We start from the raw sequence: 22351 nt of genomic DNA on the forward strand, positions 1-22351 counted from the left end.
TGCCAACCTTTCGATCAGTAGGTGCCTTCGATCAGAGGCGCCCGGGAGCTTGGGGCTCCCGGGCTACCTGCTACCTGCGGATCGGTCAGGCCTCGTTGATCTGCGACAGGACCATCATCGGCGCGTCGTAGGCCTCGTCGTTGCTGAGGACGGCGGCCTTCGCCGGGTCGATGACACCCTCGCCGGCGAGGCGGGACTCGGTCGGGTTGGCGACGAGCTCGGTGTCGTTCAGGTTGTTGAGAACGTCCTTGAGAGCCATGGTGATCCTCCAATTTGTTGCTGCTGTGTTTCAGCGGCGTTGGATCAAGATTCACCCGGTCACCTGGAGCGGCACTTGACTCCCGGCCGCGCGCCGACGCGAACGGGCCCGGACCAGATGGTCCGGGCCCGTTCGCGTCGGGTGGTGTGTCAGTCGGCTTCGGGTTCGAGGAAGTACTCGTAGGTGTCGAGGTCGAAGGTGATGCCGGTGAGTCCGGTCAGGGCGGGGACGTGCTCCGGGGCGATGCGGTGCACGTCACCGATGTCGTCTCCGGGGGCGAGTGCGAAGACCTCCCGGAGTGCCGGGGCGCCCAGGTGGGTGATGTCCCAGCGGTCGTCCGTGAAGTCGGCGTCCTTGTCGTACCGGGCGATCAGAAAGATCATTTCTCTACCTTGCGGGTCGGGTCCTTGGGCTTGGTCTGCTCCCCGGTGTTGTAGTCGTACTCGCCGAGGTGCTTCCCGTTCTTGTCGTACTTCTCGACCGTGTCGTGCTGGCGGTCGTGTTCGTAGATGTTGCCCTTGGCGTCCTTCCAGCGGGCGCGCAGACCGCCGCCGCCCTGGACGGACGTCTTCGACTTGGCCCGCTTGGCTCCGGGGAACGCCGGAAGGTTCTTGGGGGTCGCGGCCGGCCCGGTGACGACCTTCTGGGAGGCGTTGCTGCGGTCCTTCGCGTTGCGCAGCGCCATGCCGAGGCCGTCGTCGAACCGGCCGAGGCCGTCCCCGACCATCACGGCGCCGGTGCCGATGCCCGCGACGCTGATCGCGACGGCGGGGGCGCCGACCACACACGTGACGCCGCCGAGGCAGACGACGCCGCCGGCCAGGATGCCGCCGGCACCCGCTTCGACGAGGAAGATTCCGGCAGCGGTTTCGAACGCGCCGACCAGCAGGTCCGTGTTGGTCAGGATCTCGGTGGCGTAGATGCCGACCGTGTTGGCCTTCTCCTGGAGCCAGTCGGGTACCCAGCCCTCGTCCTTCTCGGCCTCGGCGGCGTCGCCCTCGGCTTCCGCGTCACGCCATTCCTGCTCGATGGCACGGAACTCGGCTTCCTCCACGCGGTACTTCTCCGCCGCGATGACGAACGCGTCGGTGGCGGCCGCCTCGGCGGCCAGCGAGTCCTTGCCGGCGGCGCCCGCCGACTCGCGGGCCTGGTTCGCGGCGGTCCACGCCGACTCGGCCTCGACGCGCGCGTACTGGGCGGAGCCCTGTGCTGCGGTCGCGGACTCGACGGCGCGGGTCGCCGCCGCCAGGGCGTCGGCCTCGGCGGCCCGGGCGGCCTTCGCGGAGGCCGCGGCCTTGTCGGCGTAGCCCTTCGCTTCGGCAGCCGAGGCCGCAGCCTGGTCGGCGTACTTGCCGGCTTCGGAAGCGGACGCGGCGGCCTGCTTCGCGTAGGCGTCGGCCTCGCCCTGGGCCTTGCGGGCCGTGGCGGCCACCGCGGCCGCCTCCGCGGCGTCCTTCTGCGCGGTCGCCACGACGGCCGAGGCCTCGGACAGCATCTCCTGGACCCGTGCCACGTGCACGGCGGTGAGCTGGTCCTTGCGCTGGGCCTTGAACTGCCCGTTGCGGATGAACGCGTGCAGCGCGTCCGCCGGGCCCTCGAGGGCGATCCGCGCGGCGGCCTTGAGCTCGGTGAGCTCGGGGCCGCCGGCGCCGATCAGCTGGGCCGCCTTGACGCGCTCGTCCTCACGCCGGGCCTCGTGCTGCCCGTCGATGACGAAGGCACGGTACTTGTCGATCGAGTTCGACAGCAGGGCCGCCCGGCCGCGCTCCTGGACCACGGGGCCGCCGGCCGAGATGACCTGGGCGATGTAGACGCGGATCTCCTCGCCGGCGACCTCGTACTGCCCCTGGTTCAGGAAGGCGCGGACCTGCGGGGCACCCGCCTTGAGCGCGGCGGCGGCACCCGCGCGGATCTTGCCCGACGGCGAGTCGAGACCCAGCCGTTCCACGTCGGTGCGCTCGTCGTCCTGGACGGCGCGCGTCCAGCCGGTACGGATGTACTCGGCCATGACCGCGTCGGAACCGGCCAGGGCGACCTGGGCCGAGGTCCGGCCCCACGGGCCGCGGACCTTCATCGCGGTCACGGCGGCCTTGCGGCCGCCCGCAGCCAGGGCCTGCACGTCGGCGCCGGGCTCGGCCGCCACGGACGCCAGCCGCTGGAACTCGGCCTCCACGTCCTTGGACCGCTTCAGCACGTCCGCCTGGGCCGCCTTGCGGTGGGTCTCCTGCGCCTTGAGGATCTTGGCCTGCTCGATGCCGGCAGTGGTGCGCGCGGTGAGCTCCTCGGCCTCGACCTGGCGGGCGATGTCGTAGGTCTCCTTGGCCTTGGCGGAGGCGTCCCTGGCGACGTCGGCGGCTGCCTGCGCGGCATTGGCGTGCGCGGTGGACGCGCTCGCGGCCGTCGCCGCGTTGCCCGCGTGATCGGCTGCCTCGTCGGCGGCCGTCGCCGCGTTACGGGCGTGCGTCGCGGCGGACCGAGCCGCATCACGGGCTTCGTTGGCCGCCTTGGCGGCCTTGCGCGCCAGGGCCTCGGCGGCGTTCGCCGCACGGGTGGCCTCCGCCGCTTGGCGGCGCGCCGCGGCGGCGGCCGCCGCAGCCTCGTCGGAGTGCACCCCGGCGGCGTCCGCGTAACCGCTCGCCGCATCGGCGGCGTCGGCGGCCGCAGTGGCGTTCACACCCGCGTTCACGGCGGCCTTCGCGGCGTCACCGGCCGCGGTCGCCGCGACACCCGCCTGCTCGGCCGCCTTCGCCGCCTCGTCGGCACCCGCGGCGGCATTGCGGGCGTCCTCGGCGGCCTTGCGCGAGGCGGACGCGTTGCCGGCGTCCGTCGCCGCTGCCGCCGCGGCGCCGCGGGCACGGGAAGCGGCCTGGGCCGCCCCGGAAGCAGCAGCCGCAGCCTGCGCCGCCGCATTGGAGGCGACCCGCGCGGAGTTGTTGGCGGCACGCGCCGCGCTGATGGCCTTCTGCGAGGCCTGGGCGGCCTGACCGGCCGCGGAAGCCGCACGGGAGGCCGCGGCAGCCGCCCGCAGCGAGTCGTCCTTGGCCAGCCTGGTCTCCTCGGCGGCCTTCAACGCCGCTTCCTTGGCCAGCCCGGCTTCCGTGACCGCGAGGTCGGACGCCGCCTTCGCGGCCACCGTCTCCTCCTTGGCCTGGCGTCCCGCTTCCCTGGCCTGTGCGGCCAGTTCGGCGACGGTGGCCTGCTCCTGGTCACGGTTGCGGGCGATGTACTGGCCGACCTGGAGGAACTCCCGGATGTCGGCGGCCGAACCCTGCAACGCGATGCGCCCGGCAGCCCGGATGTTGGCCCCGCCCACGCTCAGGATCTGCGCCAGCTGCACGCGCTCGTCCTGCTCGCGCCACTCGTACTGGCCCTTGTCGAGGAAGGCCTTGACGGCTTCCGCCCCGCCGCTCTTGAGGGCGGCCCGGCCCTCCTCCTGCACGATCGGCCCGGCGGTGTCCACGATCTGGGCGACGCGGACCCGCTGGTCCTGTTCGAGCGGGGCCTTCCAGCCGTCCTTCAGGAAGGCGGCCACGTCGTCCTTGGAACCCCTGAGCGCGAGGCTCGCGGCGTCGATCAGGCTCTGCCCGCCCACGCTCGCTATCTGCGCGGTCGCCACCCGGTTGTCCTGGAATGCGGCCTCGCCGGCGACCTGCTCCAGGAAGCGCTTCACTTCCTGGTCGCTGCCGGTCAAAGCCACTTCGGCGGCGGCCTTCAGGCCCGGCCCGCCGGTCTTCCACAGCTCGACGACCCGTCCGCGGTCCGTCGCGGGAATGGGACTCGCCGCGGTGCCCGCACCCGGCTCGCCGGCCGCTCGGGCCGGCGCGGAACCCAGCAGGCCCACCACGAGGGCAGGAGGGAGCAGAGCCAGGCCGACAGCGTTCAGCACACGGCCGGGCCTCCCCGTCGGGCGGCCGGGCCTCCCCGTCGCCGCACGGTGGTGGCGGATTCTTCGCCTCAAGGCACCTCAACTCATCTCGTCGTCCGGTGCCGTCGAGCACCACAGTCGTCATGGGACGCGAAGGGCGGGCGCACTGCGGCGCCGCGTGCCGTGCCGTGCGTGCTCGCAACTGGGAATGGTTAATCCACCCCGTCGGTCACGGCCGGCCGAACCCCCCGACGCCGGGATCTTGCCATACCCGTCGACCTCACCGTCATCCGGGTATCGGACACAATGGCCAGTGAGCTGCGGTTTTATGAGTGGTGTATGGCTCTCGGATCCGCAAGGCCGCTTCCCGGCAGCAGTGATCTTTGTCATGCGGCGCCCATTTGACACTGATCCCGGTTGCAGCGATTTTTGCTGATGCGTCTTTGGCAACCTCCCGTTCGGTCGAGGTTGAGTCGACGTCCTGCTCACTTTCCGGCCACCTCGTGCCGCCTTCGGAAGGACCCCGCCGGTGCTCTCTCGTGCCAGCAAACTGGCCATCACCTCCGTGGCTGTCGCCGCGTTCAGTGCCTCGATAGGCACCTACGCGACCGCCGCGGTCACTCTCCCGCCGCTGCCCGGCGACTCGGACCTTCCGTTCGCCGTCGAGGACGGCGCGTACCCCAACGCCGCGCAGATCCTGACGGACAAGGGCATCAAGCTCCTCCGCGGAGACGGCAACATCACGCTCGCCGAGTGCAGCGAGACCGCGAAGCAGATCCGCGTGATGACGGTCGCCGACGCCGCCGCCAACCGCGCGGGCACCTACTGCTTCGCCTCCCGTGGCAGCACCGGTCTGCTCACCCTCGAACTGCCCCGCGTGTTCGCCATCGACGCGGCCGACCAGCCCCTGAGCGCCAACCTCACGGCCGACGGCCAGACCAAGACGGTCACCGTCGCCAAGGACGGCTACGCCAGCGTCGGCGAAGGCGTGGTCGGCGGCGCCCGCAGCACCCTCGTCGAGATCCGCGTCACCGGACCGGCGACCACGACGACCCCGCCGGCGCCCTCCGGCGACACCTCCCTGGCCTTCAGCGGAAAGCTGACGATCGGCGGCACCAAGTCCTGCTCCGCCGCACTGGTGGACCCGCGCTGGGTCATCACCGCCAAGAGCTGCTTCGCCGACAAGCCCGCCGAGAGCAACACCGTTGCCGCCGGCGCGCCGAAGGAGAAGACGACCGTCACCGTCGGCCGCACCGATCTGACGACCTCCGGCGGACACACCAGCGAGATCGTCGAGCTCGTACCGCACGCCGACCGGGACCTGGTCATGGCCCGCCTGGCCGACCCGGCCACCGGCGTCACCCCGGTACCGGTGTCGTCCCAGGCACCCGCCGCCGACGAGGAGCTGACCTTCGCCGGCTTCGGGCGTACCACGTCGGACTGGGGCACGACCAAGCTGCACTCCGCCGGCTTCGCCGTCGGCGCGATCGCCGACACCGCGGTGAGCCTGACGGCCAAGACTCCGGCCGACGCCACCGTCTGCAAGGGCGACGCGGGCGGCCCCGCGGTCCGCACCGAGAACGGCAAGCCCGCACTCGTGGCACTCGGCAGCCGCGCCGGCCAGGCCCACTGCCTCGACAGCGGCTCCACCGCCGCCGGCGTCCACAACACCCGCGTCGACAACGCGCGCGACTGGGTCCAGCAGGTCCGGGCGCTGGCCCCGGGCTGGAAGACCGAGACGCTCGTCCAGGGCGGCACCAACCTCTACCAGGGCATCCGTCTTGCCGACGGCTCCTGGACCGGTTTCACCGACGTCCAGTCCAAGGCCGGAAGCATCAACGGCGTCCGCGCCATGGCGGCCGCCGGCATCAACGGTGACACGCACGTCGTCGCCCTCGGCGGCGACGGCGTCATCCACCACACCATCCGCAAGGCGGACGGCACCTGGGGGACCTTCGGTGACGTCGGCGCCGTCGCCGGCGTCCTCGGCAGCGTCACGCAGCTCTCCGCCGTTTCCGTCGGCGGCGACCTGCACGTCGTCGCGGTCGCCGACGGCAAGGCCTTCCACACCATCCGCACCGCCGCGGGCCACTGGTCGAGCTTCGGCAACCTCGCCGGCGCCGCCGGCCCGATCGGCACCGTGACCACGGCCGCCACCGCCAGTGTCGGCGGCGAGCTCCAGGTCATCGCCGTCAGCGGCGGCAAGGCCTTCCACACCATCCGCAACACCGCCGGACAGTGGAGCCCCTGGGGAAGCGTGGCGGCCGCGGCCGGCACCACCGGCCCCATCACCTCCGTGAGCATGGCGGGCACCGGCGGTGACGCGCAGATCGTCATTGCCACCGACAACGGCACCCGCCAGTACCACGCCATCCGCAAGGCCGACCGCACCTGGAGCACCTTCGGCGACCTCCAGGGCGTCCTGGGCACGGTGACCGTCAAGTCCGTCGGCGCCGCCCACGTCGACGGCGAGCTCCAGGTGACGGCGACCACCTCCGCCAACAAGCTCCTCCACACCGTCCGCCACGCCGACCGCACCTGGAACCCGACCACCACGGTCACCCTTCAGGGCGTCACGGGCACCCTCGGAGCCACGTCCGTCACCGGCACGCTCTGACGCGTTGATCCGCGGGCGCGGGCGCGCTGAACGGGGAGAGGCCCCGGGACGACCAAGGTCCCGGGGCCTCTCCCCGTTCCGGATTCCCCCTGCCGGGTCCGGCGGCGGACCGCCGCCAGGTCGCTCGGCAGGTCGCTCGCCCGGCCGCTCGTCAGTCGGTCCCCGCCTCCGCGACCGGCCCGTGGGGCGCCGCCAGCAGCGTGACGATCTCGCCGAGCCGCTCCCGCACCCCTTCGTCGGTGACGAGCCCACCCGCGTCCACCATCTGACGGCCCACCGGAATCCGCGCGCACGCCGCCTCCACGACGTGGGCGCCGGTGTAGTCGAGCACCGTCCGCAACGTGGCCTCCGCGCCCTGTCCCCGGCCGGGGGCGGCCGCGTTGACCCAGGCCACGGGCTTGTCGCAGATCTCGGTGCCGCCGACCGTCCAGTCCAGCAGGTTCTTGAACGCACCCGGCAGGGTGCCCGCGTACTCCGGCGTGCAGATCAGGACCGCGGACGCCTCGTCGATCGCCGCGCGCAGCTCGGCCACCGGGGCCGGCAGCGGATCGGTGTCGTCGTCGGGGTTGAAGTGCGGGAGCGCCGGCAAGCCCTCGTACAGGACGGTGCGCACCTGCGAGGAGGCGGCCACCGCCTGGGCCGTACGCAGCACCGACTCGTTGGACGAACCTGTCCGTACGCTTCCGGACAGCAGCAGGATCATGGGGACCATAGACATCCGCTCAACCTACTGCCCCACCGCCACCCCCGCCCGCGATCCGGACAGGCAGTGGCGCGGGCAGTGGCGTGGGCAGCCGATCCATACCCCCCCATCTCCCGTCCTGAGGTGGTGCGTGACAGTTCGCCAGCACGCATCTCCGTGCACGCACGCATGTCGCGCGCAGGACAGGTACGGGGGAGTGCACGGCACCGGCCGGGGGTGGTACCCATATCGAGGCCGGGGCGGAGGCGACCGCAGCGCGGAAGGCGGTGGGCCGTTCGTCGATCAGCCGCAGCAGATCGGGTCGCTCCAGAGGATTTGCCACTCCTGCTGTCTATCTCCGCACTCCGAAGGCCGGACACCGATTTCCCCTTTGCCCGTGGAACGAGGGCCGTGCCAGCCGTTCGACAGACGTCTGGACGGACTGCAGACCCCTGGCCCCCGGCCACCGCACCCGCGCTGTTTCACCATCGGCAGAACACCGGTCCGACAGGGCTCGGCGATCGCTAAAGTCCCAGTCTCATGACGACGATCACGACGCGCACGGTCGCGTACCCGGCCGACGGCCTCACGATGACCGGGCACCTCGCGCTCCCGGCCGGCGTCGACCGCCGGCCCGCCGTGTTGCTCGGACCAGAGGGCCCGGGACTCAGCGACGTCGAGCGCCGCCGGGCCGACGCGCTCGCCGAACTGGGTTACGTGGCGCTGGCCTTCGACCTCCACGGCGGCCGCTATTTGGACGACTCCGACGAGATGCTGGCCCGTTGCCTGCCGTTGCTCGCCGACCCCGACCGGATGCGCGGCATCGGCCACGCAGCGCTCGACGTGTTACGTGCCGAACCGCGGACCGACGCCGACCGGATCGCCGCGGTCGGCTACGGCACCGGTGGCGCCATCGGGCTGGAACTCGGGCGCGACGGCGTCAACCTGCGCGCGATCGGGACGGTCAACGCACTGACCACGGGCCGACCGGGGGAGGCGGCGCGCATTCGGTGCCCGGTGTGGGCGGGGGTGGGGTCGGAAGACCCGATCATGCCGCCCGCGCAACGGGAGGCGTTCGCCGCCGAGATGCAGGCCGCGGGCGTCGACTGGCGTCTCGTGGTCTACGGCGGAGCGTTGCACGCCTTCCACCACCCGCCGGTCGAGCAGCCCGTGCTCCCCGGTGTCGGCCACCACCCGCGGCACGCGCAGCGAGCGTGGCGCGACGTGGTCGACCTGCTCGAAGAGTGCCTGCCCGTGACGCAGGTGCGAACGTAGACCGGCCAGGTCAGGTCAGGTCAGCAGCTCGCGGGCTTCGCCCCATCGCCGCACCGCCCCATCGCCGCACCGCCCCATCGCCCCATCGGCGCATCGTGGGAGGATTCGGCCCCGGGACGGTGCGGAAGACTGCCAGGATGGGTGGGGAGCCGCCGGTTCCGTTGCGAGGAGGACGAGTTGAGCAGTCCCGAGGCCAAGGGGCCCAAGTTGCCTCCGACCTATCCGCCGAAGACGCCGCCACCGCAGAAGAAGCCGGTGGAGCCGCCCCGGCCGCAGCCGTCCACGAAGCCCAAGGCCCTGCTGCCCGGGCTGCCCCGTCCCCGGATGCAGATCCGCAACCGGCAGACCGCGGCACTCACCTTCCGCGCGGACCAGTGGGCGTCGGGGAAGGCCGCCGGCCAAGCCGTGACGACGGTCCGTGGGTGGGGCTATCCGGGACTGGACGAGCAGGACCTCGACGCCGCCGTACGGCTCCTGGTCGCCGCCGCCGTACGGGACGGCGGCCGCCGGGTCAGCGTCCACCTCGCCGACCAGGCGGACAAGATCCTGGTGGTCGCGCTCAGCCACCGGCCCGGGCCCGCACCCGAGGGCGATGTCCTCGCCGGTCTTGCGGCGTTGACCGCCGTGGACAGCTGTGGCGACGACCTGGGTGACGACGGCCGCCGCCTGTGGGCCCTCCTCGACGCGACACCCCGACGCCGCAAGGCCACCCCCGCGGGACCTCCTCGGCGGCAGAGAGGGTGATTCAACCGACGACCGCGTCGATCTCCACTTCGACCAGCCACGCGGGGTCGATGAAACGGGACACCTCGACGAACGTGGTCACCGGCCGGACAGCTGAGAAACGTTCGCCGTGTGCTCGGGCCGCCTCTTTCCACTGGGTCACGTCGGTGAGCATGATGCGGGTCCGTACGGCGTCTGCCATCGACGCTCCCGCCCCCTCCAGCGCACGCTCGGCGATGTCCAAACACCGCACCGTCTGCGCGTAGACGTCACCTAGCCCCACGGTCGAGCCGTCGTCCCCGATGGGGGCCGTACCGGCGACCGCTACGTAATCGCCTGCGCGGACCGCCCGCGAGAAGCCGATCTGCGGTTCCAGCGGAGACCCTGAGCTGACAGCCTGTCGATTTCGACCCATCAGGCCATGCTGCCAGACGGTGCAGACGGTGCTCGACGCCGGCCACCCGTACCCGGAAACGCTGTACCGGTAGGCCGCGGACGCAGGCCGGTGAGGTGTTCCGACGTGCGCGCCGGTGACCTCGGTCCGCAGCCGTACCCGCGACGCCGGCCCACGCGTGCGCCGGATTCAAGCCGCCGGTGTCGTGAGGTGCACGCCGTCCGCCGGGACCTCCGGGTGAGGTGGGGCTGTTCGGCGGGGGAGCAGCAGGGGGGTGGTCAGGAGGAGGGCGCCGGCCAGGCCGATGGCCGGATGCGGGCCGAACAGACCGCCCAGCGCGCCCCATACGGCCGTCAGCAGTGCGGTCGAGGCCTTGGTGGTGACCGCCCAGGCGGACAGCGTGCGGGCGACCCGGTCGGGCGCGGTGCGTTGGAGGCGGTAGGTGGCGCAGACGGGGTTGAAGACCGCGCAGCAGAAGATGAGGCCCAGCTCGACGCCCATCACGAGCAGCAGTCCTCCCGTGCCCGGCCGCAGGAACACCAGGCCGGCGGGCCAGCTCGCGCGCAGCGTCCCGGCCGCGACCAGGACCCGGTGCTGCCCGAACCGGGTGACGAGCGGTCGGGCCAGGCGTGCACCGAGCAGTCCGCCGATCGCGGGCGCGGCGAAGGCGAGGCCGTACTGCCACGGCGCGAACCCGAGCCGGCCGAGCATCATCACGGCCAGCAGCGGGGAGGTGGCCATCAGCAGCCCGTTGAACAGGGCCGTGTTGAAGAACAGCCGCCGCAGTGTCGCGTCGGCCAGGACGTACCGCCAGCCGTCGAGCAGGTCGCCGGGCCGCATGCGCGCGGCCTCCCGGCGCTCGGGCGGCGGCTCGTGCCCGCCCATCGCGCGGATGCCCAGCGCCGAGAGCAGGTAGCTGACCGCGTCGGCCACCACCGTCACCACCGGACCGAGGAGCCCGATCGCCGCACCGCCCAGCGGCGGTCCGATGATCGTGGTCGTCCAGGTCGTGGACTCGAGGCGGGCGTTGGCGACGAGCAGGTCCTCGGCCGGCAGCAGCGTCTTCAGGTACGCGCCGGAGGCGGCGCGGAAGGTGATGTCGGCCGCCGCGACGACGACCGACACCAGCAGCAGCTGGAGGAAGGTGAGCGCACCCAGCGCGAACGCGGCGGGGACCGTCAGCAGGGCCCCGCACCGGACCAGGTCCATCGCGATCAGCACCGGCCGCTTGCGGCGGAACTCCACCCACGGGCCGAGCGGCACCGCCACGGCCGCGCCCACCGCGGCCCCCACCGAGGAGAGCGCGGCGACCTCGACCGGTCCGGCGTGCAGCACCTGAATGGCGATCAGCGGGAACGCACCGAACGCGAGCCAGGTGCCGAGCGCGCTGGTCCCGTACGCACCCCAGAGCCAGCCGAACCGCCGCCCCAGCGGATGCCCGAACCCGCGCCCCGGCCACGGCCCGGACACCTGAGCCGGCCGCCGCCCCCACCGCTGTCCTGGCCCCCGCCCCCACCGCTGTCCGAGGCCCCGACCCGCCCGCCGCCCGCCCCGCATGTCAGCCCTCGCCTCCCGCCCGTACAACCGATCCGCGATCAGCAGCATCAAAGCGAGCGCCGTACCGAGCGGTCAAACAACCGCCGTGCCACCCCGCCACAACCAGTGGTTGTCCCCGTACGGTGTCGGCATGGATCTCGAAACCGTGCGGACCTTCGTCGCCGCCGCCGACGCGGGGCAGTTCCAGGAGGCCGCCGCCGAGCTGGCCGTCACCCAGCAGGCGGTCTCCAAGCGCATCGCCGCGCTGGAGCGCAGCCTCGGGGTGCGCCTGTTCACCCGTACCGCGCGCGGCGCCGAGCTCACCATCGACGGGCAGGCGTTCCTGCCGCACGCGCGCGAGCTGCTGCGCGTCGCCGAGCGCGCGGCCGCATCCGTGCGCCCCGGCCGCCGCCCGCTGCGCGTCGACGTGATCGCCTCACGCGTCGCGCCGTCGGGCCTGATGCGCGGCTTCCACCGCGCGCACCCCGACATCGAGCTCGACGTGATGATGCTGTTCGACATCGAGACGGCCGTCGCCGCCCTCCGGTCCGGCGCCATCGACGCGTCCTTCCGCGCCGTCGCCGTGCCCGGCCGGCCCCTCCCCGAGGACATCGAGTCCGTCCGGGTGCTCGACGAACCCCTCCAGCTGCTCACCGGCCCCGCCCACGTACTCGCGGGCGCCCGGTCGGTGGCCCTCGGCCGGCTCGCCGGACACCGGATCTGGATGCCCGGCATCCTGCCCGGCACGGAATGGGCCGCCTACTACGACGACCTCGTGGCCGAGTTCGGCCTCACCATCGAGGCGACCGGCCCCAACTTCGGCTCCGACGCGCTCCTCGACACCGTCGCCGACACCCCCGCCCTGGCCACCTTCATGGGCGAGCACACACGCCTCGTCTGGCCCGCCGGCCACGGCCTGCGCCGCATCCCGGTGACCGACCCGACGCCCGTCTACCCGCACTCGCTCCTCTGGCACCGCGACAACCCCCATCCGGCGCTCGCCACCCTCCGCGCCCACCTCGCCACCACACCGGCCGACCACGACGCCGCGGGGACCTGGACCCCGAGCTGGGTGACTCCGCGCTGAACCCGCCCGCGGCCACGGCCCCGTCACGAGTCGGCCCGTTCACGGGTCTCCGCACCGGGTTCACGGGTCGTCATGCCCCCGTTCGTGCGCCTTCGATGCCCCCGTTCGCGCGGCTTCGTGCTCCGTACGGGCTGTCCGCCCGCCCGTACGGATCAGGTCGGGAAGCCGACGGGGGTCGCGCATGGTCGGCTGGGCTCGGCCGGTTACGGTCCCCTGCCGACCGGCCTCGCCCCGTACAAGGAGGAGTACCCGATGTCTCGTCGGCATGTCCCGGCCGTCCTCGGTCTCGTGGCGGGTGCGCTGGTGGCGGTACCCGCCCCGGCCGCGCACGCCGCCCCGGTGGAGGTTCGCTGCTCGGTCGCGGATCTCGTCGCGGCGATCAACACCGCCAACAGCTCACCCGGGCCGGACACGCTCCGGCTCGCGCGCAGATGTACGTACGAACTGACGGCGCCGGACCCGGTGAACCCCGGCAACGGGCTGCCGGTGATCACCAGTGAGATCACCGTCGACGGGCGCGGGGCCACGATCAGGCGGGACGGGCGCGGACACAAGGTGCCGAACTTCCGGATCCTGCTCGTCGGCCCGCAGGGAAACCTCACGCTCACCCACACGACGATCAGCGGCGGCTACGCCACGGACTGTCCCGCCTTCCCCGACTTCCCGGGCGCGGCCTGCGGCGGAGGTGTCTCCAACCTCGGAACGATGCGAGTGACCCGCAGCAAGATCACCGGCAACACGTCCGCGTCCGACGTGTACGCCCAGGGCGGCGGTATCGACAACGCCGGCACCGGAAGCGTGAGCGACACCGGGGTGACCGGAAACCGTGTCGTCTACAGCGGCAGCGGCCTCGGCAGCAGCGCGGCGGGCGGCGCCATCGCCAACGACGGCCCGCTGACGGTCACCGACTCCCGACTCACCGGGAACACCGCGACCGTCACCCAGGACACCCAGAGCTTCGCGTTCGGGGCAGGCATCATCAGCTTCGCCGAGACCACCATCGAGAACACGGTCGTCAGCAAGAACCGCTCCTTCGCTCCGGGCGGGTTCGCGCGGGGCGCCGTCGCCAACGGCATCCCGGCGCCCGGCCGCATGACCCTCACCGGCGGCGCCGTCACGGACAACACGTCGGACGCCCCGCACGGCGGCGCGCAGGGCGGCGCCATCGCGAACAACGCGCTGATGACCGTGACCAAGGTGAAGATCAGCGGCAACCGGGCGGTCGCCAAGGACGGCATCGCACGCGGTGGCGGCGTCCGCGTCGGCCCCTTCGGCACGCTCGACCTGACCGACAGCCACATCACCCGCAACACCGCCGACGCGCCGGGCGGTACGGCTCAGGGCGGCGGCCTCGACAACCCCGACGGCGGCACCCTGACGGCCAGGCGCAACCAGATCCGCCACAACACGGTCACCGCGAAGGGCGGCACCGCTCAGGGCGGCGGCCTCTACCACGCCGGCGGGACCGGGGGCCTGGGCAGCACCACGCTGGAGGCGAACACCATCACCCGCAACCGGGCGGGTGACGGCGGCGGCATCTTCAAGGCGTCCGGCACCCTCACCCTGAACGGCGACGTCGTCCGCGACAACCGGCCGAACAACTGCAGCCCGGCCGGCATGGTCCCCGGCTGTACCGGCTGACGAGAACGGCCCCCGGGGCGGGCGGTGGGTCCGCTGCCCCGGGGGCCGTCGTGCGTGCCGCGGTTCAGCGTCAGCACGCGCCCGAGCCTGGTTCTCGACGTGGCGTGCGGGAGGGAGCACGTGTACGTCTGGCGGGCCACACCCTACGGCCGGCCCCGGCCCCCGTCGCACGGACGGGTTGCCGGGCCGCAACGGAGCGGCCGGGAAGCGCTGTTAGCGTGGGCGCATGCGCGCTCCCCTCGGATCCTTCGACCAGGCCCGCCCGGCCCCCGACTGCCTCGACGAGCTGACCCGGCCGGTGGCCGAGGCGGTACGCGGCTGGCAGGGTAACGTCCCGGCCCGGGACATCGTCTACGTCGACACCGACCCGGCGATCGCGGACACCGCCGCGTTCGTGGCGCACTACGGCCGGGAACTGCTCGCCACGTCCGCGAACTGCGTGGTCGTCGCGGCCCGCCGCGGCGGTGAGACCACCCTGGCGGCCTGCCTGGTCCCCTCGGCGGCCCGGGCCGACGTGAACGGCGTCGTCCGGCGCCTCCTGGACGCCCGCAAGGTGTCGTTCGCCCCGATGGACACCGCCGTCGAGCAGACCGGAATGGAGTACGGCGGCATCACTCCGATCGGGCTGCCCTCGGACTGGCCGCTGCTCGTGGACTCCGCGGTGGCCGCGATGCCGCACGTCCTGGTCGGCAGCGGCCGCCGGCGCGGCAAGCTCATCGCCCCCGGCGCACTGTTCGCCGAACTGCCGGGAGCCACCCTGGTCGAGGACCTGGCGCGGTAGGGGAACGGTCACCCGCCTCACCTGCGGTGTTTGCGGTGCCCACACTCCGGTCGGGACCGCCCCGGACGACGTTCGTCAACCGCAGCGCGCCGGATCGAAGAGCGATGGCCGACAACACGGCACCAGATCCGGCCATGTACCGGCTGCGAGCGATGCACGGTCCTCCGCGAAGGGACAATCGAGGCATGACCGTTACCGCGAGCATCGACTCCAGCCGGCCCGTCACGACGCTGATCAACGTCTTCACGGTCGCCCCCGAGCGCCAGCAAGAACTCGCCGCACTCCTCGCCCACGCCACGGAGACGATCATGAAGCACCAGCCGGGCTTCATCTGCGCCAACTTCCACGTCAGCCAGGACGGCTCGCGCGTCGTCAACTACGCGCAGTGGGAGTCCGAGGAGCACTACCGCGCCCTGCTGGCCAACCCGGAAGCCCGCAGCCACATGCGCCGGGCCGCCACCATAGCCACCGATATCCAGCCCCGCCTGTTCACGGTCCAGTCCTCCCACGGCACGCCTTAGCCGGCACGCATCACAGCCCCCGGGCCCCCGGCCGGCCCGGGCTCCCGGCGACACGAGCGTGCCGCGACAGATCAGCGGGCGCATTGTGGTGAGTGTGGAAGCGGACGTGGATGTGGATGTGGGCGCGGTGGTCAGCGAGCTGTACGGGCTGCGCCCCCGCGAATTCGTGGCGGCACGCGACGCCCACGCGGCCCGGGCCCGGCAGCGGAAACAGGCCGACGCCGCACGCCGTATCGGGTCCCTGCGCCGGCCCACGCTCGCGCTCTGGGCAGCCAACCGGCTGTCCCGCGCCCGCCCCGACCAGGCCCGGGCCTTGCAGGACCTGGGCGCGCAGTTGCGGGCCGCGCACCGGGACCTGGACGGGGCGCAGCTACGGGCGCTGGCCGGCGAGCAGCACCGGGTCATCGCGGCGCTCGCCCAGGAGGCGGCCGCCCTCGCCCGGGATGCGGGGGAGCGGATCAGCGACAGCGTGCTGCAAGAGGTCGAACAGGTCCTCCACGGCGTCCTGGCCGATGAGGATGCCGGCCGTGAGTGGGCCGCGGGACACCTGAGCGCGGCGCCGGAGCCGACGGTCGGCTTCGCCGGCCTGGAGCCCTCGCCGGCCGCCTCGGCAGCGGCCGCCCGCACGGCGACGCGGACGCGAAAGCCGCCGGCCTCCCACGAGCGGGCGCCGGAGCCGGCTCGTCGGAGGCCGGACCCGGACCCGACGCAGCACCCGGCGTCAGACCCGGCGCCGGGCTCTGTCGCCCGCAAGCGGCAGGAGCGCATCACGGCAGCCCGGGAAGCGGCCGCGCAAGCCGAGGCCGATCTCGCACAGGCTCGCTCGGACCTCGCCGACGCGACCGGGGAACGGGACCGGACCCGCGCCGCTGCCGCCGAGCTCGCCGACCAGGTCCGGCAGCTACGGCTACGCCTGGAGGACGCCGAGGCCACGGCAGCGGCGGCACGGCAGCGGTACGACCGGGCCGAGGATCTGGCACGACGCGCGGAGCAGGCGGCGAAGTCGGCAGCAGCCAAGGCGCGGGCGGCCGCGACGTAGCGCCCGACGGGGACCGGCAGGCCCGGAACTCCGGGGCCGAATCCGCAACACCGCCTGCCACAGCAGACGGTGTGGATGCGCAGTGCTCCGGCCTGCCGGGTCGCTCCGCTAGGGTGGCCTTCCATGGCAATAAGCACCGCGCTGTGGTCCTTCGCCCTCGTCGTAGGGCTCCTCACTCTCACCCCCGGCCTCGACACGGCCGTCATCCTGCGCACCAGCGCGCTGGGCCGACGGACCCGCGCCTGGGGAGTGGTCCTGGGCATCCAGACCGGAACCCTCATCTGGGGCACCCTCACCTCCCTCGGCGTGACCGCCCTCCTCACCGCGTCCCACCTCGCGTACGAGATCCTGCGCTGGGCGGGCGCCGCGTACCTGCTGTGGATGGCGGCCCGCATGATCCGCGACACCTTCCGCGGGCAGGGCGGGGTACCCGAGGAAGCGGGCGTCGTGTCCGAGGCGGACACCCTGGCCGGCGGGTGGCGGCAGGGAACCCTGACCAACCTCCTCAACCCGAAGGTGGGCGTCTTCTACGTCGCGGTCCTCCCGCAGTTCATCCCGACCGACGCCCCCCACTTCTCCATGGGCCTGCTCCTCACCTCCATCCACATCACCCTGGGCCTGATCTGGTCCACGGTCCTCATCGCCTCTGCCACCGCCCTCGGCACCTGGCTGCGAAAGCCCCGCGCCCGCCGGCTCCTCGACCGCGTGACGGGCACGGTGATCGGAGCCTTCGCCGTCCGCCTGGCCGTCAGCGACTGACCCCGGGTCGCACCCGCGGCGAACGTCCACACCCCGGCGCTACTCGGCGGCGGACAGCCCACCCCGACGGCGTGCCGAGTGAGCCGGGGAACCATCAGGCCGCCGGGGGCCGGGCGTTGGCGGTGCGGGAACGGAATCTGCCCGGTGTGGTCCCGAACTCTCGGGCGAAGGCGTGGGAGAAGGCGTACGGGCTGCCGTACCCGACGCGGCGGGCGATCGTCGTCAGGGAAGCCGAGGTGTCGCGCAGCAGGGTGGCCGCGAGGGTCAGGCGCCACCAGGTCACGTACGCCATCGGCGGCCGGCCGACCAGGGGGGTGAACCGGCGTACGAGGGTGGGGCGCGAGACACCCGCCTCGGCGGCGAGGCTGGCTACGGTCCACGCGGCGGCGGGGTCCGCATGGATCGCCTGCAGGGCGGTGGCCGCCACCGGGTCGCCCAGTGCCGCGGGCCAGGTGCCCGTCGCCGCCTCGGCCATCCAGGACCGGAGCATGTACACGAGCAGGAGGTCGAGCAGGTTCGGCAGCGCGATGCCGGAGCCCGGCCGTCGGGGATCCTGTTCGGCCCCCAGCAGAGCGATGGCGGCGCGCAGCTCACGATGCTGCTCACTCTCACCCGCGCCTGCGGCCCCGCCCCCGCCATCCCCGCCCCCGCCCCCGCCGTCCGGGCGTCCGCCGGCGGCCAGGACGACGACCTCGGGCAGCTCCGCCATCAACGGGTGCGCCCGGCTGCGGTCGAGCCGGTACTTGCCGCAGAGCAGCTCCGCCCTCTCGTGTTCCGGCACGGCGGTGCGGGGCCCGGTCTCCTCCCGCCATCGTTCGAACGGCACGGCCCGTGCCACGGTCGCCGCGTCGGCGGGCGAGTCGGCGAGCACATGGCCGGTGCCGTGCGGGAGGAGCACCGCGTCGCCCGTGCCGAGGGCGACCGGCGGGCCGCCCCCGTCCGGGAGGAGCCAGCAGCGCCCGGCCAGGACGACATGGAAGCCGGCTCCTTCGTACGGGTCCAGCCGTACGCACCAACTGCCGCCCGCCCGCACCCGGTTCGACGAAGGGCGCCCCTGGCGCACGGCGGAGATCGCGTCGCTCACCACATCCATCCGCGAAGGCTACCTCCACACCCGTGCCCCCTTTGAGACGGATGCGTATCCGCATGAGCAAAACAGGCATCGAACAGCTCACCATGCCTTCCTAGGGTGAAGGGCATGACGAACGAGAACGTACAGAGGACCGTGCTGGGAGACGTCGAGGTCATCCGGATCGTCGAGTGGCAGGGGCCGTTCGGACCCGCTCGCGGGCTCGTCCCGGAGGCCGCCGCCGAGGTGTGGAAGGACAACGAGGACCGGCTCGCGCCGGCGCACTGGCAGCCGGACACGGACCGTGCCGTGATGGCCCTGCAGACCTGGGTGCTGCGCAGCGGAGGGCGGACCGTCCTGGTCGACACCGGGGTGGGCAACGGGCGGGAACGGCCCGGTTCACCCCAGTTCCACCACTGGCAGGGCGACTTCATGGGCCGTCTGGCGCAGGCCGGGATCCGACCGGACGATGTGGACGTGGTCGTCAACACCCACATCCACGCCGATCACGTCGGCTGGAACACCGTCGACGCCGGCGACGAGTGGGTGCCGGCCTTCCCCCGCGCCCAGTACCTGATCCCGGCCGCCGACGACGCGTACTTCGGTCCGCGCGGCGCGTACGGCAAGGGCCTGCGGGACGACGACCGGCTGATCTACGAGGACAGCATCGCGCCGGTCCACCGGGCCGGGCAGGCGGTGCTCTGGGACGGGATCCACCGCATCGACGCGCAGCTCACCCTGGAGTCGGCGCCCGGCCACACCCCCGGTTCGTCGGTGCTGCGGCTCGCGTCCGGGACGGAACGGGCGGTCTTCGTCGGCGATCTGGTGCACAGCCCGGTCCAGATCCTCCAGCCGTCCTGCAACAGCTGCTTCTGCATGGACCCGGCACGCGCGGCGGCCAGCCGCCTGCGCGTCCTCGAACGTGCCGCCGACCAGCGCGAACTGGTCGTCCCCGCCCACTTCGGCGGCGCGGGCGCCCTGGAGATCCGCAAGGAGACCGCCGGCTTCTCCCTCGGCCCGTGGGCGTTCAACGGCTCCCGGGCCGCCTGAGCCCCCCTCTCCGCGTGGCTGTCTCCCCGCTCACCCGGATGCCCGTGCCCGCTGCGGCCTCCCGGCACCACGCCGATCCTGAGGGCATGACGACGTCCAGCCGGCCGCAGGTCATCGTGCACGCACCCGACAGCCGGGGCCTGCGTGAGGTCAGCGTCGGAGCGGAGACCGTGGGCCGGGCGTGGTCGCCGCGAGACCTCCGCAGGGTCCTGCGGCGGGCCGGGGTGCCCGCGGACGTAGACCTCGGCCACCCCGGGCAGGTCCGCTGGCGCGCCGACCCGGACCTGTGGCCGGACCGCCCGTGGTGGCGGCGCCTCCAAGCCGGTCTCATGATGCTCGGGCTCCTGGTGTCCGCCGCCGTGCTCTTCCGGGTGGGGCTGTCGGACGCCCTCAGGGCACTGACCTTCGGCGGGCGGGTCATGGGGGTCGTGTTCCTGACCGGCGCACTGGTGGAGACGCTCGCGGCAGCCGCAGTCCTCGACCACTGGGGCAAGCGGGCCACCCGCTACGCAGGGCAGTGCGTACTGCTCGGGGTCGTCATCGTGACCGGCACCAGCCTGATGTTCCTGATCCTGCAGTGGGAGGGCGGCTACCGTGCCGGACTGTTCTGGCTGTGGGTCGCCCTGGTGGCGTGGGCCGCCTGGGCGCTGTGGGAGATGAGCCGGCAGAAGGTCTGGCGGGGGATTCCGCATCCGAAGAGTTTCGCGACCGGAGTCGCCCTCTCGGCTCTCATCGGTTCCGCGAGCGTGGCCTACTCGGCCATGTACACCCCGTACGTCGCCCCGCCCAAGGTCCCCTTCATGGTCTCCTTCGGCAAACCGACGCTGAACGCCGCCGGCACCAGCCTGTACGTACCGGCCCACCTCACGTTCCGCAACGAGGGGGCCATCAGCATCTTCGTCGTCGGAACGCAGTGGTCGGCCACCGTCTGGCCGAGCACCTTCCGTGCGAAGGGGACCGGGCTGACGCGGTGGCGCGACGAACTGGGCGACGGCTGGGACACCCACCGCCACGAGGATTTCGACGCCCCGGCCCGCCTTCTCGCGGCAGGGCAGATCACCTCCGCGGGAAGCCGCCTCGACCCCGGCGACGACTTCTCGAAACAGGCCGTCGTCGAAGTGCCGCTGAAGGAATCCGGACGGGGGCGGATCCAGCTCGACGCGGCGATCTCGTTCATCCGGGCCGACCGCTGCAAGCTCGCCAACAGCTACCCGCAGTCGATCGAGTACTCCTGGGACCTGGACTCCGCCGACCGCAAGCACGTCTGGGACGCCCCGCCGTGGCTCGCGAACCCGGGCGACGACTTCTTCCGCTACCGGTCGAGGATCTACCGGAGCAGCGCCATCATGAACATGACCCAGGCTCCCGACTGGGCGGCCATGTGGTGGGTGATCCCGAAATGGCGCGAAGGACGGCTCTTCGCGCCCGGCGACACCATCCCGTACATGCAGGTCCACATCGCCCGCGACCCGGACAGCCGGGAAGTGCTCAGCGAGGACGAGCAGGAGCCCTACGGAATGAAGACGCGGTCGACGGCGGTCGACCAGCCGATCGCCCTGCTCCGCCGGGCCGCCGAGAAGTCATAGGCGGGGCCGGGGCCGGTGGCGGTGGCGGCACCGGGGTCGGTACCGCGCATCGGCCCGCCTACCGGAGCACCGCGACCGCCGTGTCGAACGCCGAGTCGCGGTGCTCCGCGAACTCCTCCTCGGTGAAGACCGGTACGGACACGTGCGGCGGGATGCCGGCGCCGTCGAAGGTCCGGCCCGAGCGGGTCAGGAACTCCTCGTTCGGCAGCCAGACCTCCATGCCGTTGGGGAGCGCGCGCTCCATGACGTCGGAGAAGACGCCCTGCGTGGACTCCCCGATCCGCACGGTCCGGCCGGGCCGGTCCATGAGGGCCTGGGTGAACGTCTCACCCGCGCTGAACGTCGTACGGGCGGTCAGCACGGCGACCGGTCCGGCGTAACGGGGGACGCTCGCGGCCGGGACCACCGGGACGGGCTGCGGAGGGGTGTACCGGGTGCGCTTGCGGTACGCGACGTACGGGGTGTCGGTCAGGCGTCCGGCGAGGTGCACGCCGAGGGCGTCGGAGCCGCCGCCGTTGATGCGCAGATCGATGATCAGTCCCCTGAGGGACGCCGTGCGTTCGGCGGTCAGGACGGCGTCCAGCGCCTTGTCGAGCTCGGCCAGCTGGGCGGCGTACGAGGAGTCCCGCCCGTGATAGCCGGCGAATCCGGAGATGCGCAGGTAACCCCGGCCGCCGGGCAGGTCGGCGTAGCTGATCCGCCCGTTCGCGAACTCCGTCAGGGGCCTGCCGCCGAGGTCGTGGCGCACGATGTGGTCCTTGACCTTCGCGTCCAGCGCGGCGCCGAGTTCGGGCGTGCCCGGGCGGGCCCGGTAGAAGCGGTTGCGCCCGTCGACGACGGCCACGTGCGCGTCGTTCAGGGGCGCCACCATGTTGCTGAAGAGGGCGAAGAGCTCGGCCCGCGTCGTGCCGGCGTGCACCTTGGGCCGGTACAGGTCCCGTCGCGCGTGCCAGTCCATCCCCTTGGCCGCGAAGAAGGGGTAGTTCTCCTCCAAGGACTGCCAGAAGACGTCGAACGTGGTCACCGGGTCGTCCAACGGCGTCACCGGGTCGTCGGGCGTGGGGCGTTCGCACGCCGCCGGGAGCTCCGCGATCCGCCGCAGCCTCCTGTCTCCCGACGATCCGGCCACGTGCAGTGACCCCGTGGGCCGGAGCATCCCAACAGTCGGGGCGGTGCGGACGGTGAGGACCGCCCCGTCATCGGTGCGGTAGGTGTCGGGCGCCGTCCGCCGTGCGACGGCGCCCTCCAGGCAGCTCACCGCGGTCGTCTCGTACTCCTGCAGGCGTCCGTCCGCGATCGACAGGACCGTCCCGTAGCCGTCCACGCGCCAGACACCGCTGCTGCCGCCGCCGACGGACGGGTGTGGCGCGGCCGCGGCGGGTGCCAGCACGCCGCCGGCAAGGGCCAGTACCACCAGGGCGGTTGCCGCCTTCGCACTCCTGGATCGCACGTTCACTCCTTCTCTGC

19 protein-coding genes are annotated in these 22351 nt (G+C 72.8%); 11 read left to right on the top strand and 8 right to left on the bottom strand.

Translation table 11 applies throughout. The features are described 5' to 3' along the window. Positions 1-85 precede the first annotated feature (85 nt). The 3 genes from OG764_RS35130 to OG764_RS35140 all read right to left on the bottom strand — a co-directional run bounded on the left by OG764_RS35130 (position 86) and on the right by OG764_RS35140 (position 4145). Positions 86-259 carry a hypothetical protein gene (locus tag OG764_RS35130; RefSeq protein WP_328972390.1) on the bottom strand — a complete coding sequence of 58 codons (174 nt, stop codon included), beginning with the start codon at positions 257-259 and terminating at the stop codon, positions 86-88. Between the two features lie 149 nt (positions 260-408). Then, on the bottom strand, positions 409-642 hold the full coding sequence (locus OG764_RS35135) for a DUF7683 domain-containing protein (RefSeq protein ID WP_328972391.1): 234 nt from the start codon (positions 640-642) through the stop codon (positions 409-411). Continuing rightward, the gene (locus OG764_RS35140; RefSeq protein WP_328972392.1) at positions 639-4145 is read right to left on the bottom strand and encodes a colicin E3/pyocin S6 family cytotoxin; all 3507 of its coding nucleotides are present in this window, start codon (positions 4143-4145) and stop codon (positions 639-641) included. Before OG764_RS35140 ends, OG764_RS35135 begins: the two co-directional genes overlap by 4 nt. Positions 4146-4653: 508 nt before the next feature. Between OG764_RS35140 and OG764_RS35145 the strand changes: the two genes are divergently transcribed. After that, positions 4654-6741 carry a trypsin-like serine protease gene (locus OG764_RS35145; protein WP_328972393.1) on the top strand — a complete coding sequence of 696 codons (2088 nt, stop codon included), beginning with the start codon at positions 4654-4656 and terminating at the stop codon, positions 6739-6741. A 151-nt stretch (positions 6742-6892) separates the two neighbouring features. On the opposite strand, the gene OG764_RS35150 is transcribed toward OG764_RS35145, so the two are convergent. Next, a complete protein-coding gene (locus tag OG764_RS35150) occupies positions 6893-7459 on the bottom strand; it encodes an NADPH-dependent FMN reductase (RefSeq protein ID WP_328972394.1) in 567 nt (188 codons plus the stop codon). Between the two features lie 504 nt (positions 7460-7963). On the opposite strand from OG764_RS35150, the gene OG764_RS35155 reads away from it, so the two are divergent. Then, positions 7964-8698, top strand: a complete 735-nt coding sequence (locus OG764_RS35155) for a dienelactone hydrolase family protein (RefSeq protein ID WP_328972395.1) — start codon at positions 7964-7966, stop codon at positions 8696-8698. A 177-nt stretch (positions 8699-8875) separates the two neighbouring features. After that, positions 8876-9442, top strand: coding sequence for a hypothetical protein (locus OG764_RS35160; protein WP_328972396.1), 567 nt, complete (start codon positions 8876-8878; stop codon positions 9440-9442). A gap of 1 nt (position 9443) precedes the next feature. On the opposite strand, the gene OG764_RS35165 is transcribed toward OG764_RS35160, so the two are convergent. Together OG764_RS35165 and OG764_RS35170 are read right to left on the bottom strand one after the other, a co-directional pair. Further along, a complete protein-coding gene (locus OG764_RS35165; protein ID WP_328972397.1) occupies positions 9444-9836 on the bottom strand; it encodes a RidA family protein in 393 nt (130 codons plus the stop codon). Between the two features lie 168 nt (positions 9837-10004). Next, positions 10005-11285 (bottom strand): MFS transporter, encoded by a 1281-nt coding sequence (locus tag OG764_RS35170; RefSeq protein WP_328972398.1) that lies wholly within the window; start codon positions 11283-11285, stop codon positions 10005-10007. Between the two features lie 217 nt (positions 11286-11502). Here OG764_RS35170 and OG764_RS35175 point away from each other — a divergent pair, with 217 nt between their 5' ends. The 6 genes from OG764_RS35175 to OG764_RS35200 all read left to right on the top strand — a co-directional run bounded on the left by OG764_RS35175 (position 11503) and on the right by OG764_RS35200 (position 17179). Then, the gene (locus tag OG764_RS35175; RefSeq protein WP_328972399.1) at positions 11503-12438 is read left to right on the top strand and encodes a LysR family transcriptional regulator; all 936 of its coding nucleotides are present in this window, start codon (positions 11503-11505) and stop codon (positions 12436-12438) included. A 252-nt stretch (positions 12439-12690) separates the two neighbouring features. After that, a complete protein-coding gene (locus OG764_RS35180) occupies positions 12691-14079 on the top strand; it encodes a hypothetical protein (protein WP_328972400.1) in 1389 nt (462 codons plus the stop codon). A gap of 226 nt (positions 14080-14305) precedes the next feature. Beyond that, on the top strand, positions 14306-14860 hold the full coding sequence (locus OG764_RS35185) for a YbaK/EbsC family protein (RefSeq protein WP_328972401.1): 555 nt from the start codon (positions 14306-14308) through the stop codon (positions 14858-14860). Between the two features lie 185 nt (positions 14861-15045). After that, a complete protein-coding gene (locus tag OG764_RS35190) occupies positions 15046-15381 on the top strand; it encodes an antibiotic biosynthesis monooxygenase family protein (protein WP_328972402.1) in 336 nt (111 codons plus the stop codon). A 106-nt stretch (positions 15382-15487) separates the two neighbouring features. Beyond that, complete coding sequence (locus OG764_RS35195) at positions 15488-16420, top strand: hypothetical protein (protein ID WP_328972403.1); 933 nt, start codon at positions 15488-15490, stop codon at positions 16418-16420. 123 nt (positions 16421-16543) lie between these two features. Continuing rightward, complete coding sequence (locus tag OG764_RS35200) at positions 16544-17179, top strand: LysE family translocator (RefSeq protein ID WP_328972404.1); 636 nt, start codon at positions 16544-16546, stop codon at positions 17177-17179. A 94-nt stretch (positions 17180-17273) separates the two neighbouring features. Here OG764_RS35200 and OG764_RS35205 read toward each other — a convergent pair whose 3' ends face one another. Further along, positions 17274-18272, bottom strand: a complete 999-nt coding sequence (locus OG764_RS35205) for an AraC family transcriptional regulator (RefSeq protein WP_328972405.1) — start codon at positions 18270-18272, stop codon at positions 17274-17276. 105 nt (positions 18273-18377) lie between these two features. Here OG764_RS35205 and OG764_RS35210 point away from each other — a divergent pair, with 105 nt between their 5' ends. Together OG764_RS35210 and OG764_RS35215 are read left to right on the top strand one after the other, a co-directional pair. After that, positions 18378-19298 (top strand): MBL fold metallo-hydrolase, encoded by a 921-nt coding sequence (locus tag OG764_RS35210; protein WP_328972406.1) that lies wholly within the window; start codon positions 18378-18380, stop codon positions 19296-19298. A gap of 86 nt (positions 19299-19384) precedes the next feature. Further along, entirely contained in the window at positions 19385-20884 is a 1500-nt protein-coding gene (locus OG764_RS35215) for a hypothetical protein (protein ID WP_328972407.1), read from the top strand. A 58-nt stretch (positions 20885-20942) separates the two neighbouring features. Here OG764_RS35215 and OG764_RS35220 read toward each other — a convergent pair whose 3' ends face one another. Next, on the bottom strand, positions 20943-22334 hold the full coding sequence (locus OG764_RS35220) for a S41 family peptidase (RefSeq protein WP_443056148.1): 1392 nt from the start codon (positions 22332-22334) through the stop codon (positions 20943-20945). Positions 22335-22351 lie beyond the last annotated feature (17 nt).

It is taken from the genome of Streptomyces sp. NBC_00239, assembly GCF_036194065.1.
Lineage (GTDB): Bacteria > Actinomycetota > Actinomycetes > Streptomycetales > Streptomycetaceae > Streptomyces.

Excerpts from the sequence above, each read along its gene's own strand:
- OG764_RS35130 (WP_328972390.1), bottom strand. The coding sequence starts at position 259 with ATGGCTCTCAAGGACGTTCTCAACAACCTGAACGACACCGAGCTCGTC.
- OG764_RS35135 (WP_328972391.1), bottom strand. The coding sequence starts at position 642 with ATGATCTTTCTGATCGCCCGGTACGACAAGGACGCCGACTTCACGGAC.
- OG764_RS35150 (WP_328972394.1), bottom strand. The coding sequence starts at position 7,459 with ATGTCTATGGTCCCCATGATCCTGCTGCTGTCCGGAAGCGTACGGACA.
- OG764_RS35155 (WP_328972395.1), top strand. The coding sequence starts at position 7,964 with ATGACGACGATCACGACGCGCACGGTCGCGTACCCGGCCGACGGCCTC.
- OG764_RS35165 (WP_328972397.1), bottom strand. The coding sequence starts at position 9,836 with ATGGGTCGAAATCGACAGGCTGTCAGCTCAGGGTCTCCGCTGGAACCG.
- OG764_RS35175 (WP_328972399.1), top strand. The coding sequence starts at position 11,503 with ATGGATCTCGAAACCGTGCGGACCTTCGTCGCCGCCGCCGACGCGGGG.
- OG764_RS35180 (WP_328972400.1), top strand. The coding sequence starts at position 12,691 with ATGTCTCGTCGGCATGTCCCGGCCGTCCTCGGTCTCGTGGCGGGTGCG.
- OG764_RS35185 (WP_328972401.1), top strand. The coding sequence starts at position 14,306 with ATGCGCGCTCCCCTCGGATCCTTCGACCAGGCCCGCCCGGCCCCCGAC.
- OG764_RS35190 (WP_328972402.1), top strand. The coding sequence starts at position 15,046 with ATGACCGTTACCGCGAGCATCGACTCCAGCCGGCCCGTCACGACGCTG.
- OG764_RS35200 (WP_328972404.1), top strand. The coding sequence starts at position 16,544 with ATGGCAATAAGCACCGCGCTGTGGTCCTTCGCCCTCGTCGTAGGGCTC.
- OG764_RS35205 (WP_328972405.1), bottom strand. The coding sequence starts at position 18,272 with ATGGATGTGGTGAGCGACGCGATCTCCGCCGTGCGCCAGGGGCGCCCT.
- OG764_RS35210 (WP_328972406.1), top strand. The coding sequence starts at position 18,378 with ATGACGAACGAGAACGTACAGAGGACCGTGCTGGGAGACGTCGAGGTC.
- OG764_RS35215 (WP_328972407.1), top strand. The coding sequence starts at position 19,385 with ATGACGACGTCCAGCCGGCCGCAGGTCATCGTGCACGCACCCGACAGC.